This window comes from Allobosea sp. ASV33 (assembly GCF_016428755.1).
Lineage (GTDB): Bacteria > Pseudomonadota > Alphaproteobacteria > Rhizobiales > Beijerinckiaceae > Allobosea.
The window spans coordinates 1-13,578 of record NZ_JAELTI010000122.1; the positions used below are offsets into that span (position 1 = coordinate 1).

Below are 13,578 nucleotides of genomic sequence, written 5' to 3' on the forward strand. Positions count from 1 at the left end.
GTGCCGAGCCGCCCCGTCTCGTGGTATTGCCGGGCGGGCGGGCCTGAGCGGAACGATACGTTAACCGAAACCCGCCTAGGATCGCCGGGGAATCTAGGTCGGGTATTGATGCTGAGCGCCCTCAAAACGCCCCGTGCGGCTGCCTTTCCTGCCGAGCGCAGGCGGCATTTCCGTATGAAAGTGGTGTTGTTGGGCCGCTACATGCTGCCCAACCGCATGGAATATCCCTGTCAGACGATCGACATCTCGCCCGGCGGCGTCCATCTCGCGGCGCCGGCCAAGGCCCGGCCCGGCGAGCGCGTCATCGCCTATCTCGAGCATCTCGGCCGCATCGAAGGCACCTGCGTTCGCACGACGGCCGAAGGCTTCGCGATGACCATCACCGCGACCAGCCGCAAGCGCGAGAAATTCACGGCGCAATTGACCTGGCTCGCCAATCGCGAGGAACTCGGCCTGCCCGAGGACCGTCGCCACGAACGCATCGTGCCGCGCAATCCGCGCTCGACGCTGGTGATGGAGGACGGCACGGAGCATATCGTCCGCGTAATCGACATCTCGCTCTCGGGCACCGCCTTCTCCACCGATCTCGACCTGCCGATCAACACGCCGGTTCGCGTCGGCACGACGCCGGCCCGCATCGTGCGCCGCTTCGACGGCGGCTATGCCGCCGAGTTCCGCTTCCCGCTCTCGGCCGACCTGCTCGACGAGAACCTGGAACTCTGAAGCCCGCGGCCACCGGCCGCTCTCCAAAGCCGGCCGTTTTCACTTGAAACCACGCCGTCATCCCGGGCTTGCCCCGGGATCCATCGTAGGGTGCAGCGCTCTACGATGGATCCCGGATCGGCGCCGCTTCCCGGCTTGTCCGGGATGACGGCGTAGCTCCGTAAAAGCCCCGCAGCCTTCGAAACCTCACATGGCAACGCGCCGTTTCGCATCCGCGGCCTTGAACAGGGCGACCTGGTCGGCCTGCGCCTTCCGGAAGGCCGGGCGATCAGTGATGCGAGCGACATAGGCTTCGCTCGCCGGCCGATCGCCGAAGGCGCGAACCTTCTCGACCCGCAGCACATCCACCATCAACAGATCAGCCACAGTGAAGCGGCCGGCCGCGAGCCATTCCCGCTCGCCCAGCACCTGTTCGAGCTGGCCCAGGCGCATGCCCATCCACTCGGTCAGTTGATTCTCACGGGCGCCGGTAATCGTGAGGAACCACCAGGGCACGGAGACCATCTCGATCGAATTGAGCGCTGCCAGCGTCCATTGCAGCGTCTCGGCCGCGCCGACCGGATCGAGCGGCATCAACGTCTCGCTCTTTTGCGCCAGGTGCAACAGCCCTGCCCCACTCTCGAACAGCTTCACCGCGCCGTCGTCCAGGAACGGAATCTGGCCGAAGGGTTGGCGTGCGAGGTGGTTGGTCTCGCGCCCGTCGAACGGAACCGTGCGGACATCATAGGCGAGACCCGCCTCCTCGCAGGCCCAGCGCAAACGGAGATCGCGGACGAAGCCGCGGGGCCCCTCGGGCACCCAGTCATAGGTCCAGATCGTCAGCGCGTTCATCGCGGCAAGCCCTTCCACCGTAGACCGCGGAAACAATTCCCCATCGCGGCCGACGTTCCAAGCGATCCGCCCCTGCAGTCCGGCGATCCAGCCGGAATGCGGCCGCTGCGGCGGCCTTGCCCGCGTTAAGGGATGCGTAGGTTAATCGTCTCTTTCAGCACAACAAACAATTAATAGTTAACGATCGGTTTTTCGATCGATGCAAATCGTTACTTCCGGTTTTGAACAAGGTTGATCCTGATTTTTACTTGAACCCACCCAAGGCCGAATACATAAAATTGCACCTTTCCATTTCAGGCCGAATCCATTGGCCGCCGCGCATCGTCAGCCCCGGGACAGAAAGGGGACGACATGTTTTCACTTCATCGCAATCTGATTGGTACCGCTCTGGCCGCCATGGTCGTCATGACCGGCGCAGGCATGGCTCAGGCTCAGGGCTCGGCCGGCATTCCGGTGGCGAGCCTTCCGGCCGAGGCCTCCGGCGACGCCCGTGCGCCCTATGCCTGGGTCGATTTCTGCAAGCGCATGCCGAGCGAATGCCGCGTCGACAGCCGCGAGGCCGAGCGGATCGCGCTCGACACCAAGCTCTGGAAGACGATCGTCGGCGTCAACAACACCGTCAATCGCGAGATCGAAGCGATCACCGACGAAGACCATTGGGGCGTCGTCGACCGCTGGGATATCCCGACCGACGGCAAGGGCGATTGCGAGGACTACGTGCTGCTGAAGCGCAAGCGCCTGGCCGAGGCCGGCCTGCCGCGCCGCGCCATGCTGGTCACCGTCGTGATCGACGAGGAGAATGCCGGCCACGCCGTGCTGATGATCCGCACCGATCGTGGCGACTTCATCCTCGACAACAAGCGCAACGCGATCCTGCCCTGGAGCCAGACCGGCTACGTCTACGTCAAGCGCGAGTCCCAGTACCGCACGGGCTGGACCTCGCTCGGCGGCGCGCAGACCCCGACGGTCGCTTCAGTGCAGCGCTGATGAAGGCTACCGCGACCACGGATCGGTCGCGGATATAGGACGGCGAGGCTCGGTCACGTCCCCACCCACCCGTCCCCAAGGATCGGGTTTCGCCAAGGGCCGGCTTTCCTCCCCGGGAAGCCGGCCCACTTCGTTTGAAGCGTCAGTCCAGCCGTTCGAGGCCGGCCGCAAACTGCTTCCAGCGCCGGACATAGGCCTGCGCCGAAGCGGTGATCCCCGCCGCGGCCTCGTCGTCGAGCGTCCGGATCGCGCGGGCCGGCGAGCCGACGATCAGCGAATTGTCGGGGAATTCCTTGCCCTCCGTCACCAGCGCATTGGCGCCGACAAGGCTGTTGCGGCCGATCTTGGCGCCGTTCAGCACGGTCGCGCCCATGCCGACCAGGCTGTTCTCGCCGATCGTGCAGCCATGCAGGATGGCGCGATGGCCGATCGTGCAATGGGCGCCGACCGTCAGCGGATAGCCCATGTCGGTGTGGAACACGCAGCCTTCCTGGATATTGCTGCCCTCGCCGATGGTGATCCACTCGTTGTCGCCGCGCAGCACGGAGCCGAACCAGATCCCGACCCCGGCCGCCAGCCTGACGCGGCCGATGACATGGGCATCGGGCGCGAGCCACCATTCGCCGGCCGCGGGCGTTTCCGGCCTGGTTCCATCGAGCGCATAGAGGGGCATCGGCTTGTCCTGACGGTTCGAGACCTCAGGATTGCAGGCCCGCAGGGCTTGCCGTCAAGCGCCGAGGAGGTGCAGCAGGTCGAGCACGACCCGGCCCGAGACCAGGCTCCAGACGCCAGCCGTCAGGCCAGCGAGCATGAGAACGGACAAGGGCCGCCCGTCGCCCTGCCGGCCCCGCATCATGTTGCGCAGGATCAGGACCGGCGCGCTGAAGATCACCACCGGCACGCTGGCGACGGCGGCGATCCCACCGGCCTGAAGCAGCTTGAAATCGGCCCGCCTTTCCGTGAACAGCTCGAACGCACTCGCCAGCAGCCCGGCGAAGGCAAAGCCCAGGAACAGGGATTGCAGCGCCTCGACGGCGGAAGGCTGGAAGGACACGAACGCGAACTTTCGACCGGAGCGACGCCCCAGCCTGCCGCATGGCCGGCACACTGTGAAGGCCGGATTTAACCAATGGTTAACCGTACCGGCGCGGTTATGGTTTACGGGGCGTTAAGCCGTTGGTGATTCAGTGGTTGCCACTTGTGGACAAGGCACCGGAATGACCGCATCGCTGCCCTATCACCGGCCCGGCCATCAGGCCGCCCATCTGACATCGATGGTGCGCATGCGCCTGCAGCAGAAGGCCGCCCCGCTGCCGCGCGCCGATGGCGCCCTGCTGAAGGCGGCGCTGCTGATCCTCACGGCTGGCGCGCTGGCGACTGCGCTCGCCGTCTACCTCACGCATCGGCGTGACGAGCCGACCTCGGCGCCGCAGCCGGCCCGTGTCGGCGACGTGGCGCTCATGATCCCGAAGGACCTCACCGGAGTGGATGACGAGGGCGACACGAGCCGGCTCGTCGGCATGGTCCGCCTGCGCCTGGACTGGCCGAGCCTCGGCCCGGCCCAGCCGGACAAGCGCAAGCGGTTGCTGATCACCTTGAGCCCGCCCGACAAGGTCAACGAGCCGGCAAGGCAGCTCTCGACCTATGCCCGCTTCCTGACGCCGACCGTCTGGTCGAATCCCGGCGGCCTCGTTGTCCGCGGCTTCCGCAAGGGCTCGCCCTTCGAGAACGACGAGTTCTACGTCTCCGTCCCCGACGGAAAGGGTTTTGCCGCGCGCTGCCCGATCGATACCGGCTCCGGCCTCGAGGAGCCCTGCCGCATCACCTTCCAGCATCGCGGCATGGATGTGAACATCCGCTTCCCCCGCACCATCATCGCCGACTGGGCAGTGATGCTCGGCGGCGTCAGGCGGACGCTGGACGGACTGATCCGGTAGGAAGCAGGTCTCCATAGCCGGCCAGCAACACCTGCAGCCCTCCTCCTGAGGAGCCATTCCCGAAGGAATGGCGTCTCGAAGGATGCTTCAGAAGTCGCCGCAGCCTGCTGGACCATCCTTCGAGACGCCGCGTTCCGCGGCTCCTCAGGACGAGGGCTCCAGGCTTCGGCCTTGTCGATCTCAGTCCTCGAGATCGACGTCGAGGATCGCCATGGTGAAGTTGAAGGAGCGGTCGCCGTCCTCGTCGTCGACATGGATGATGCCGATGAACTCCTCGCCCAGATAGACCTCGGCCGAGTCGGTCTTCTTCATCCGGGCGCGCACGCTGATCGCGTGGTTGTTGAAGGTGCGGCGCAGATAGGTTTCGAGCTTGGCGAGTTCTGTCTTGTCCACGGTCCTGGGTCCTTTCGATTGGCCGGGAGCGATGCCACGGCAGGCCACGAAGGGCAAGCGAAAGCCGCCGCTGCGGACATGGCAGCCCTCATCCAGCCGGTGGTTGTCGCCCACCGGCGGAATCGTGCCATGTTCGCGAACTTCCGGAACCGTGACGGACCCCAATCATGAAGCCGTGGCTTGCTCCCGCCCTCGATTATGTCGCGTCCTGGCTCGATTTCCAGCGCAGCCACCATGACCAGCCGGGCTGCGCGGTCGCGATCGCCGATGGCGGCAAGATCGTGCTGGAGGCCGCCTTCGGCAGCGCCGACCTCGCGACCGGCGAAGCGCTGACCCCGCGCCACGGCTTCCGCATCGCCTCTCATTCCAAGACCTTCACCTCGGCCGGAATCCTGCACCTCGTCGAGGAGGGCCGCCTGCGTCTCGACGATGAGGTCGGCAGCTTGATCGACGGGCTGCATCCCGAGATCGCCAAGGTCACCGTCGGCCAGGTGCTGTCCAACAGCGCCGGCCTGACGCGCGACGGCCCCGATGCGGGCCAGTTCCTCGACCGCAAGCCATTCTGCAGCAAGGCGGAACTGCTCGCCGACCTCGCCAAGCCGCCGGTCCTCCCCGGCTCGCAGCGCTTCAAATACTCCAACCACGGCTTCGCCCTGCTCGGCCTCGTCATCGAAGCCGTGACCGGCCGGGGCTACAACGAATGGATCACCGACGAGGTCGTCGCCAAGGTCGGCCTCACCGAGACGGCGGCCGATATCGGGCTCTGGGGCCAGCGACCGATGGCGAAGGGCCATACCGGCAAGCAGTTGCTCGGCCGGCGCGCGATCATCCCGGCTGACAATCATTGCCACGCCATGGCGTCCGCTACCGGCTTCGTCGCGACGGCCGCCGATGTCGCGCGCTATTTTGCGCAGCTCTCGCCGAATGCCGAGCGCAGCATCCTCTCGGCCCTGAGCCGCCGCGAGATGACCCGCCGGCTCTGGCCGGACGACGAGTCCAGCCTTGGCCGCCATTACGGCCTCGGCACGATCTCGGGCGGCGAGCGCGACTGGCGCTGGGTCGGCCATTCCGGCGGTTTCCAGGGCTTCATCACCCGCACCTGCATCTTCCCGAAACAGGGCCTGACCGTCTCAGTCCTAACCAACGCGATCGACGGCCTCGCCCATCCCTGGCTCGACGGCGTCGCCCATATCCTCAAGACCTTCGCCGAGCGCGGCAGCCCGTCGCCCGAGACGCGCGACTGGGCCGGGCGCTGGTGGACGCTCTGGAGCGCGACCGACCTGGTCCCCGTCGCCGACCGCGTGCTCTGCGCCGCCCCGGCCCTCATGACGCCGTTCCTCGACGCCGCCGAGATCGCGATCGAGGCACCCGATCAAGGCCGTATCGTCCGCGCCTCAGGCTTCCACAGCCCCGGCGAGACCGTCGCGCTGGAGCGCGACGGCGGGAAGGTCCGTTCCGTCAGGCTCGCCGGATCGCGCCTGCTCGATGCGGATGCCATGCGCGCCGAGATGGAAGAGCGCTACGGCGGCGGGGCCAAGAGCTAGACCGGCCGCCCTCCAACCCTTCGTCATTCTCGGGCGACGAAGGGACACCCGGAATCTCATCACGGGAAAGGCACTGGAACCTCCTGCGGCAAGAGATGCTCGGGTCAGGCCCAAGCATGACGACGGGGACCATCCGCCACGCATTCGCCGCCTTCCGGTCGCAGCTTTCTTTGCGAGGGCTGGCCGATGCGCGTTCTTGCCTCGATGGTCGCAGGCTTACTGGTTGCGGGAGCGGTGCCGGCTTGTGCCCATCAGGCGCCGAGCGGCTGGGATTACCCGTTCTATTGCTGCTTCGACTCCGACTGCTCCCCGATCGACGCCGGGGCCGTGCGGGAAGTCCCGGGCGGCTTCGTCGTGACAATCATGCCCGGCAAGCATCCAATGTGGCCGAGCGAGCGCAAGCAGCCATTGAGACTCGAAATCCCGCAGGACCAAGCCAAGCCATCGCCGGACGGCCATTGGCATCTGTGCATCGATGATTCCGGCGAACTGCTCTGCTTCTTCGCCCCGGGGAATGATTCCTAACGCATGAAATGCAGGTTCCTGAACCGCCCGCGGAAAGCGGTGACGTCCTTCGCCACAGCCTCGGCCGGGCGCGAGCCGTTCAAACCTTCAGCGATATAGCCGGCCAGTTCCGGCATATCCGCCGCCGTCACGCCAAAGCGGACGATCTCCGGTGTGCCGAACCTGAGCCCGTTCACATCGCCGTCGACCGCCGGCAGCGGCAGGCCGATGCCGCAGGAGAGGATGTTCACCGCCCGCAGTTTCTTCGCCGCCGCCTGCCCGCCGCCGTAAGCGGCAGCCTCGATCGCGAACTGGTGCGAGGTCGTCATGCCCCGGTCGCGGGCGAAGACCGGCACCTGCCGCTCGCTGAGGGCCTCGGCCAGCGCCTTCGCCGTCTTCGCCATCTCCTGCGCATAGGCGCGGCCATGCGCCTTCCAGTCGAGCAGCGAGACCGCTAGCGAGGCCGATTTCGCCGCGTCGAAATTCGCAGTGAGACCGGGATAGGCGATGGCGTCGAGCCTTCTCGCGATCTCGGCATCGTTGGTGACGATCAGACCGGAAGGCGGCCCGCCCAGGCTCTTATAGGTGCTCATCGTCATCAGATGGGCGCCCTCCTCCAGCGGCTGCTGCCAGCCATGGCCGGCGATCATGCCGGACATATGCGCCGCATCGAACAGCACGATCGCGCCGACATCGTCGGCAATGGCGCGGATCTCGCGGATCGGATGCGGGAAGAGGTTGAGGCTGCCGCCGATCGAGATCAGCTTCGGCTTGAGGCGCAGCGCATCGGCGCGAAGCTTCTCGACATCGACGGTATAGCGCACCGGATCGATCGGCGCCGGATGGGTGACGATGCCGTAGAGCCCGGCCGCGCCGGCGCCGTGATGGGTGACATGCCCGCCGATCTCGCCGGGCGGCGCGATGATGCAATCGCCGGCCTTGGCCGCGATCATGAAGGCGTAGAGATTGGCAATGGCGCCGGAAGGCACCCGGATCTCGGCATATGTAGCGCCGAAAACCTCGGCCGCGAGTTCCGCGGCGATGATCTCGATCTGCTCGATCGCCTCCAGCCCCATCTCGTATTTGTCGCCGGGGTAGCCGAGCGAGGGCCGCGCCCCGATCCCCGCCGAGAGCAGCGCCTCGGCCTTCGGATTCATGACATTGGTCGCCGGGTTGAGATTGACGCAATCGCGCTCATGGATGATGCGGTTCTCGGTGGCGAGCACATCGATGCGCGCCGCGATCGCATCGAGCGGCTGGCTGGCCGTCTCGCCCGCGACCTTCAGAACGTAATCCTCGCTCGCTTGGGGAACCCAGTCGCGCCTGCCCAGTGCCGTCATCTCGCTCGTCTCCCGAACCGATCAATCCCTCGTTGACGCCATAACAGCGGTTTGCCCGCCCGCGTGCAAACGAGTATTCATCGCTCGCAGGCTGAGGAATTCTCAGCCTCGACAGAGAGAAAGCCTTTGCCCGTCAAGCCGCCGCGCCCACGCCTACCCTCGCTCAATGCCTTGCGCGCCTTCGAGGCCGCGGCACGCCTGGAGAGCTTCGCCAAAGCTGCCGACGAAATCGGCGTCACGGCCGGCGCCGTCACCCAGCAGATCAGGCAGCTCGAAGCGACATTGGGCTTCAAGGTGTTCCGTCGCCTGCCACAGGGCGTTGCACTGACAGAAGCCGCCCGCGAAGCCCTGCCGCGCCTGACGCGCGGCTTCGACATGCTGGGACAGGCGGTGCAGGCTTTGCGCGAGGCGCAGCCGCACCGGCCGCTCGCTATCGCCGCCCTGCCCTGCATCGCGCAGCTCTGGCTCTCGCCGCGTATGCCGGCGTTGCAGGCTGCGTTCCCGGACTTGCAGATATCCATCTCAGCGATGGAAGAGCCGCCCGATCCGCAACGCGACCCCTATGACCTCTCGCTGTTCTACCGGGAGACCGCAGCACAGAGCGGCGGACTTCAACTGGCGGGCGATGCAATCCTGCCGGTCTGCGCGCCCGCTCTCGCCGCCAGGCTCGCCAACCCCGCCGATCTCGCCACGCAGACGTTGCTACACGATGCCGTCTGGCGCAGCGACTGGGCCCGCTGGCTCGCCTTCGCCGCACCGGACACCAAGGTCGATCCGAGCCGCGGCCCGGCCTTCTCACTCTACAGCCTGGCGCTGGATGCCTGCCTGTCCGGTTCAGGCGTCCTAATGGGGCGGATGAGCCTCGTCGGCCCGCATCTCGCCGCGGGGAGGCTCGTCGCGCCCTTCCCGCAGGCGATGCCGACATCAGACCGATTGACGTTGGCCACGGCGACGGCTCCCGGCGCGCATCCGCGCCGGGCCGAGATCATGGACTGGCTTGCAGGCTCGACCGGTCAGATATAGGCGCCGCAATCGCCGGCGAGCGTCTGGTCCATCGAGCGCGAGGGCTCGGCACAGCCGGCTTCCCCGACCACCTTGGCCGGCACGCCCGCCACGGTCTTGTTGCGCGGCACGGGCTGAAGCACGACCGAGCCGGCCGCGATGCGGCTGCATTGGCCGACCTCGATATTTCCGAGGATCTTTGCGCCGGCGCCGATCAGCACGCCCTTGCGGATCTTCGGGTGGCGGTCGCCGCCCTGCTTGCCGGTGCCGCCCAGCGTGACGCTGTGCAGCATCGAGACATCGTCCTCGATGACGGCGGTCTCGCCGACGACCAAGCCGGTCGCATGATCGAGGAAGATGCCCTTGCCGATGCGCGCCGCCGGGTTGATGTCCGTCTGGAACACCTCCGAAGACCGAGCCTGCAGGTACAGCGCGAAATCGCGGCGGTCCTGCTTCCAGAGCCAATGCGCCAGGCGGTGGCATTGCAGAGCATGGAAGCCCTTGAAGAACAGCACCGGCTCAAGCACGCGGTAGCAGGCGGGGTCACGGTCGAGCACAGCCATCACGTCGGCGCGCATCCCGGCGCCGATCGTCTCGTCGCTGGCCATCGCCTCGGCAAAGCCCTGCTCGATCAGGTCGGCGGTCACCGCGGGGTGGCCGAGCCTTGCCGCCACGCGATGGGCGACGGCGCATTCGAAGCTCGGCTGGTTCAAGACGGAAGCGACGATCAGCGTGCCAAGCGCCGGCTCGGCCGCGACCGCCGCCTCGGCCTCGGTCCGCAGGCGGGACCAGACGGGATCGACCCGGTCGAGCCCGGTTGCCAAGTCGCGTGCTTCCACGGCGGAGCGCCCTGACGGCATGGTCATTCTCCGAAAAGGATGGTTCGGCGGAAGGACAGCCTAGCCCGAAGCAGGCGTCCGCATCAAAAGCTCAGGCCGAACCGGTGTTGAATCGAAAAGCGAGGCAGCGGAATCAGATTTTCAGGGAAGATCGACAACACATTGGCGTCGCCCGCTTTTCCGGTTTGCCTCTATTTATCGCGGAGGTTCTCACAAACCCGCGAGGAAGTCGAGGACGGCCTGCTTGTGGCTCTTGTCGCCGACCGCGAGGTTATGGTCGCGCCCGACGATGTCGAAGGAGACGGCACCGGGAATGAGCGCCGCCAGCTCCGGCCCGGAGCCGGACACGTCGTCCTTGGTGCCGACGCTGATCAGGGTCGGCATCGAAATCTGCCCGACCTGCTCGGCGGTCAGCGTCTGGCGCGAGCCACGGATGCAGGCGGCCAGCGCCTTGAGATCGCTCTTGGTCTGTTCGGCGAAGGCGCGGAACATGCGCTGCATCGGATCGGTCAACAGGTCGAGCGAGGGAGCTTCCATCGCATCGGCGATGCCGAGCGGCAGCCCGACGCCCTCGACGAGATGGATGCCGAGCCCACCGAGCAGCAGCGCTTCCAGCCGGCGCGGATGTGCCAGCGCAAGATGCGCCGAGATGCGCGCACCCATCGAATAGCCCATCACCGCCGCGCGGGGGATGTCGAGATGATCCATCAATCGGCGCACGTCCTCGGCCATGACCTGCGAGGAATAGGCGGCGGGGTCGTAGAGCTTCTCGCTCTCGCCATGGCCGCGATCGTCGAGCGCGACGACGCGGTACCCGGCATGGGTCAGCGTCTTCGTCCACTGGGTATTGACCCAGTTGATCACATGCGAGGAGGCGAAGCCGTGGACGAGCACCACGGTGCGGTGCTTCGGCACGTCGCTGGTCGGCGCCATGTCGATGAAGGCGATCTTCACGCCGTCGGAAGAAAAGCTCTGCATGCGGGTCTCGGATCGCAAGATCGGAACGGTCGCCCTTCCCTGCCATGACCGGGCGGTTTTGGGTACCCGCTACCGCGCGGCTTGCTTATGAGCGCCTGCCATGATGAACGATGGCCGCATGACCCAGCCCACGCCCCGCGAATCGTCACGCCTCGCCATCGTCGACATTGCTCGCGGCGTCGCGCTCATGGCGATGTTCGTCTATCATTTCGCCTATGATCTTTCGAATTTCCGGCTGATCGAGACCGATATCGTCGCCGAGCCGGGCTGGCGGCTGTTCGCCCGCTGCATCGCCGGCACCTTCCTGACCATCGTCGGCTTCAGCCTCGTCCTCGCCACGCGCAAGGGGCTCGACGGCCCAACCTATCTCAAGCGCCTCGTCATGGTCGCAGGCGCCGCGGCCCTGGTCACGCTCGGCACCTGGCGCTTCATGCCCGGCGACTTCATCTTCTTCGGCATCCTGCACCATGTCGCGGTGGCGAGCGTGCTGGCCCTGCCATTCCTGCGCCTGCCGGTGATTGCCGTCGCGCTGGCTGCTATCGTCGCCTTCGCGCTGCCCTCCTTCGTCGCCCATCCGCTGCTCGACCAGCCCTGGGCCGATTGGCTCGGCTTCTCGCGCGCGCCGATCCAGACCGCCGATTTCGTGCCGGTCTTCCCGTGGTTCGGCTGCGTGCTGAGCGGCATCGTGCTGGCCCGCCTCGTCCTGCCGCGCCTGGCCGGCACGGCGATCGCCGGCTGGCGGCCCGGCAACAAGGCGACCCGAATCGTCGCCTGGGGCGGGCGCCACAGCCTGCTGGTCTATCTCGTCCACCAGCCGCTCTTCATCGGCGCGCTGATGCTGGCGACCCAGGTTATTTCCCCGCCCTCGCCGGAGGAACGCGCCTTCCGGAACGAGTGCCAGCGCAGTTGCGCCGGCCCCAATGCGCCGGAACAGGTCTGCCGGATGGTCTGCGCCTGCACCGTCGACGGCCTCAAGCGCGAACAGCTCTGGCAGAAGGCGCTCGACAACCTGCTCTCGCCGCAGGAAAGCGCCCGGATGACCGAGCTTGCCCGCGCCTGCCTGCGCGACGGGCGCTGATGCAAATCACACACTGGCTTTAGGGCGGCTCACGCGATAGGTTGCGGCCGAATTCCAGGCTTTCGAAGAGCGACGACCATGGCCGCCACCGGCATCCCGCATTTCCACAACGACCCCGGCGTCCCCGTCATCAAGGTCGGTGCGCATGAGTTCATGTGCATCGGCGCCAAGCCGCCCTTCGACCATCCGCATGTCTTCCTCGACATGGGCGCGGACCACGAGATCATCTGCCCCTATTGCTCGACGCTGTTCACATACGAGCCATCGCTGAAGGGCGCCGCTTGCATCCCACCGGAATGCGCCTACGCGGATTCGGTCAAGGCGGCCTGAAGCTGACATTCCACCGGTGGCGCGGGTTCTGAGGGGCATCCGCGCCTCGTCTTCCCTTTCCGTCATCGAAGGCGTTCGATCCTCGTGTCCGCTCCTCATTTCGTCATCGCCGGCGCCGGCATCGGCGGCCTGACCATGGCCCTGTCGCTGGCGCGGCGCGGCATCGCCGCGACCGTGGTCGAGAAACGGACCGGCTTCGGCGAGACCGGCGCCGGCCTGCAGCTCACCTCCAATTCCGGCCGCGTGCTTGATGCGCTTGATCTCACCCTGCCGCTGAAGCGCGTCAGCGTCACCTCGCACGGGCTGATGATCCGGCGCTGGGCCACTGGCGCGTCGGTGCTGGAAATGCCCTCCAGCCCCGAGCGCATGCCGACGCCGTTCCGCATGATGAAGCGCAACGACCTGCATACCGTGCTGCTCGATGCCGCCCGCGCCATGCCGAATATCCGCCTGATGGTCGGTCGCAGCGTGGATGAGGTCAGCTATGATGCCGATGGCGTCACGATCGGGCTCGCCGCGCGCGACGGTGTCGGCGGAACGCTCTCGGCGCTGGGGCTGATCGGCGCCGACGGCCTGTGGTCGCGCGTGCGCGATCTCACCGGCGACGCTTCCCCGCCGGTGTTCACCGGCTACGAGGCTTGGCGCGCCGTGGTGCCGGCGCGCGCCGGCGACAAGCCGCGCGTGACGCTGCATATGGGCCCCGGCCGCCATGCTGTGCATTACCCCGTAGCCGCTGGCCGGGAGATCAACATCGTCGTCGTCCGCCAGGCGAAGGAGGCCCGCGAAGGCTGGTCCCGCGAGGGGGACCGCACCGTCCTCACCGAACATCTGGCCGGCGCCTCCCAATCCCTGCGCGACCTCGCCGGAGCCGCGGAAAGCTGGCAGGTCTGGTCATTGTTCGACCGCAAGCCCGCCGCCATGGCCAAGGGCCGGATCGCGTTGATGGGCGATGCCGCCCACCCGATCCTGCCCTTCCTCGCGCAAGGAGCGTCGCTTGCGATCGAGGACGCCGCCGTGCTCGCCCGCCTGCTTGCCGAGGCGCTCGGCCGCGACGGTGCTGCCGGCGTTCCCGCCGCCTTCGCTACCTATGCC

16 protein-coding genes are annotated in these 13,578 nt (G+C 66.9%); 9 read left to right on the forward strand and 7 right to left on the reverse strand.

Going from position 1 to position 13,578, the window contains the following annotated elements; genetic code table 11:
* The first annotated feature begins 108 nt into the window (after positions 1 to 108).
* The gene (locus JHD80_RS24235) at positions 109 to 723 is read left to right on the forward strand and encodes a PilZ domain-containing protein (RefSeq protein WP_199092649.1); all 615 of its coding nucleotides are present in this window, start codon (positions 109 to 111) and stop codon (positions 721 to 723) included.
* A gap of 186 nt (positions 724 to 909) precedes the next feature.
* Here JHD80_RS24235 and JHD80_RS24240 read toward each other — a convergent pair whose 3' ends face one another.
* Positions 910 to 1,554, reverse strand: coding sequence for a glutathione S-transferase family protein (locus tag JHD80_RS24240; protein ID WP_199092652.1), 645 nt, complete (start codon positions 1,552 to 1,554; stop codon positions 910 to 912).
* Positions 1,555 to 1,905: 351 nt separating this feature from the next.
* On the opposite strand from JHD80_RS24240, the gene JHD80_RS24245 reads away from it, so the two are divergent.
* Entirely contained in the window at positions 1,906 to 2,541 is a 636-nt protein-coding gene (locus JHD80_RS24245) for a transglutaminase-like cysteine peptidase (RefSeq protein WP_199092654.1), read from the forward strand.
* A gap of 142 nt (positions 2,542 to 2,683) precedes the next feature.
* Here the strand turns inward: JHD80_RS24245 and JHD80_RS24250 are convergent, their stop codons facing one another.
* Together JHD80_RS24250 and JHD80_RS24255 are read right to left on the reverse strand one after the other, a co-directional pair.
* Positions 2,684 to 3,214 (reverse strand): gamma carbonic anhydrase family protein, encoded by a 531-nt coding sequence (locus JHD80_RS24250; protein WP_199092656.1) that lies wholly within the window; start codon positions 3,212 to 3,214, stop codon positions 2,684 to 2,686.
* A 54-nt stretch (positions 3,215 to 3,268) separates the two neighbouring features.
* Positions 3,269 to 3,595: a DUF6949 family protein gene (locus tag JHD80_RS24255; RefSeq protein WP_199092657.1), complete on the reverse strand. Its 327-nt coding sequence runs from the start codon at positions 3,593 to 3,595 to the stop codon at positions 3,269 to 3,271.
* A gap of 163 nt (positions 3,596 to 3,758) precedes the next feature.
* Between JHD80_RS24255 and JHD80_RS24260 the strand changes: the two genes are divergently transcribed.
* The gene (locus JHD80_RS24260) at positions 3,759 to 4,478 is read left to right on the forward strand and encodes a hypothetical protein (RefSeq protein WP_199092658.1); all 720 of its coding nucleotides are present in this window, start codon (positions 3,759 to 3,761) and stop codon (positions 4,476 to 4,478) included.
* A 180-nt stretch (positions 4,479 to 4,658) separates the two neighbouring features.
* Here JHD80_RS24260 and JHD80_RS24265 read toward each other — a convergent pair whose 3' ends face one another.
* Positions 4,659 to 4,871, reverse strand: coding sequence for a DUF3126 family protein (locus tag JHD80_RS24265; RefSeq protein WP_199092659.1), 213 nt, complete (start codon positions 4,869 to 4,871; stop codon positions 4,659 to 4,661).
* 167 nt (positions 4,872 to 5,038) lie between these two features.
* Here JHD80_RS24265 and JHD80_RS24270 point away from each other — a divergent pair, with 167 nt between their 5' ends.
* Complete coding sequence (locus tag JHD80_RS24270; RefSeq protein ID WP_199092660.1) at positions 5,039 to 6,415, forward strand: serine hydrolase domain-containing protein; 1,377 nt, start codon at positions 5,039 to 5,041, stop codon at positions 6,413 to 6,415.
* A 186-nt stretch (positions 6,416 to 6,601) separates the two neighbouring features.
* Positions 6,602 to 6,940, forward strand: a complete 339-nt coding sequence (locus tag JHD80_RS24275) for a hypothetical protein (protein ID WP_199092661.1) — start codon at positions 6,602 to 6,604, stop codon at positions 6,938 to 6,940.
* Here JHD80_RS24275 and JHD80_RS24280 read toward each other — a convergent pair.
* Positions 6,937 to 8,259, reverse strand: coding sequence for a serine hydroxymethyltransferase (locus JHD80_RS24280; protein ID WP_199092663.1), 1,323 nt, complete (start codon positions 8,257 to 8,259; stop codon positions 6,937 to 6,939). The two genes, JHD80_RS24275 and JHD80_RS24280, sit on opposite strands and share 4 nt — an antisense overlap.
* A 126-nt stretch (positions 8,260 to 8,385) precedes the next feature.
* Here JHD80_RS24280 and JHD80_RS24285 point away from each other — a divergent pair, with 126 nt between their 5' ends.
* On the forward strand, positions 8,386 to 9,282 hold the full coding sequence (locus JHD80_RS24285; RefSeq protein ID WP_199092665.1) for a LysR substrate-binding domain-containing protein: 897 nt from the start codon (positions 8,386 to 8,388) through the stop codon (positions 9,280 to 9,282).
* Here JHD80_RS24285 and cysE read toward each other — a convergent pair.
* Both cysE and JHD80_RS24295 read right to left on the reverse strand, forming a co-directional pair.
* A complete protein-coding gene (gene cysE, locus JHD80_RS24290; RefSeq protein ID WP_199092667.1) occupies positions 9,273 to 10,121 on the reverse strand; it encodes a serine O-acetyltransferase in 849 nt (282 codons plus the stop codon). The two genes, JHD80_RS24285 and cysE, sit on opposite strands and share 10 nt — an antisense overlap.
* A gap of 189 nt (positions 10,122 to 10,310) precedes the next feature.
* A complete protein-coding gene (locus JHD80_RS24295; RefSeq protein WP_199092669.1) occupies positions 10,311 to 11,078 on the reverse strand; it encodes an alpha/beta fold hydrolase in 768 nt (255 codons plus the stop codon).
* Between the two features lie 118 nt (positions 11,079 to 11,196).
* Here JHD80_RS24295 and JHD80_RS24300 point away from each other — a divergent pair, with 118 nt between their 5' ends.
* From JHD80_RS24300 to JHD80_RS24310, 3 genes are all read left to right on the forward strand, one after another.
* The gene (locus JHD80_RS24300; RefSeq protein ID WP_199092671.1) at positions 11,197 to 12,156 is read left to right on the forward strand and encodes a heparan-alpha-glucosaminide N-acetyltransferase; all 960 of its coding nucleotides are present in this window, start codon (positions 11,197 to 11,199) and stop codon (positions 12,154 to 12,156) included.
* A 78-nt stretch (positions 12,157 to 12,234) separates the two neighbouring features.
* The gene (locus tag JHD80_RS24305; RefSeq protein WP_199092673.1) at positions 12,235 to 12,486 is read left to right on the forward strand and encodes a zinc-finger domain-containing protein; all 252 of its coding nucleotides are present in this window, start codon (positions 12,235 to 12,237) and stop codon (positions 12,484 to 12,486) included.
* Positions 12,487 to 12,570: 84 nt separating this feature from the next.
* Positions 12,571 to 13,578 (forward strand): FAD-dependent monooxygenase (locus JHD80_RS24310; RefSeq protein WP_199092675.1); only part of this gene is annotated, 1,008 nt, incomplete at its 3' end.

Excerpts from the sequence above, each read along its gene's own strand:
- JHD80_RS24240 (WP_199092652.1), bottom strand. The coding sequence starts at position 1,554 with ATGAACGCGCTGACGATCTGGACCTATGACTGGGTGCCCGAGGGGCCC.
- JHD80_RS24280 (WP_199092663.1), bottom strand. The coding sequence starts at position 8,259 with ATGACGGCACTGGGCAGGCGCGACTGGGTTCCCCAAGCGAGCGAGGAT.
- JHD80_RS24305 (WP_199092673.1), top strand. The coding sequence starts at position 12,235 with ATGGCCGCCACCGGCATCCCGCATTTCCACAACGACCCCGGCGTCCCC.
- JHD80_RS24250 (WP_199092656.1), bottom strand. The coding sequence starts at position 3,214 with ATGCCCCTCTATGCGCTCGATGGAACCAGGCCGGAAACGCCCGCGGCC.
- JHD80_RS24295 (WP_199092669.1), bottom strand. The coding sequence starts at position 11,078 with ATGCAGAGCTTTTCTTCCGACGGCGTGAAGATCGCCTTCATCGACATG.
- JHD80_RS24235 (WP_199092649.1), top strand. The coding sequence starts at position 109 with ATGCTGAGCGCCCTCAAAACGCCCCGTGCGGCTGCCTTTCCTGCCGAG.
- cysE (WP_199092667.1), bottom strand. The coding sequence starts at position 10,121 with ATGCCGTCAGGGCGCTCCGCCGTGGAAGCACGCGACTTGGCAACCGGG.
- JHD80_RS24270 (WP_199092660.1), top strand. The coding sequence starts at position 5,039 with ATGAAGCCGTGGCTTGCTCCCGCCCTCGATTATGTCGCGTCCTGGCTC.
- JHD80_RS24260 (WP_199092658.1), top strand. The coding sequence starts at position 3,759 with ATGACCGCATCGCTGCCCTATCACCGGCCCGGCCATCAGGCCGCCCAT.
- JHD80_RS24245 (WP_199092654.1), top strand. The coding sequence starts at position 1,906 with ATGTTTTCACTTCATCGCAATCTGATTGGTACCGCTCTGGCCGCCATG.
- JHD80_RS24275 (WP_199092661.1), top strand. The coding sequence starts at position 6,602 with ATGCGCGTTCTTGCCTCGATGGTCGCAGGCTTACTGGTTGCGGGAGCG.
- JHD80_RS24300 (WP_199092671.1), top strand. The coding sequence starts at position 11,197 with ATGACCCAGCCCACGCCCCGCGAATCGTCACGCCTCGCCATCGTCGAC.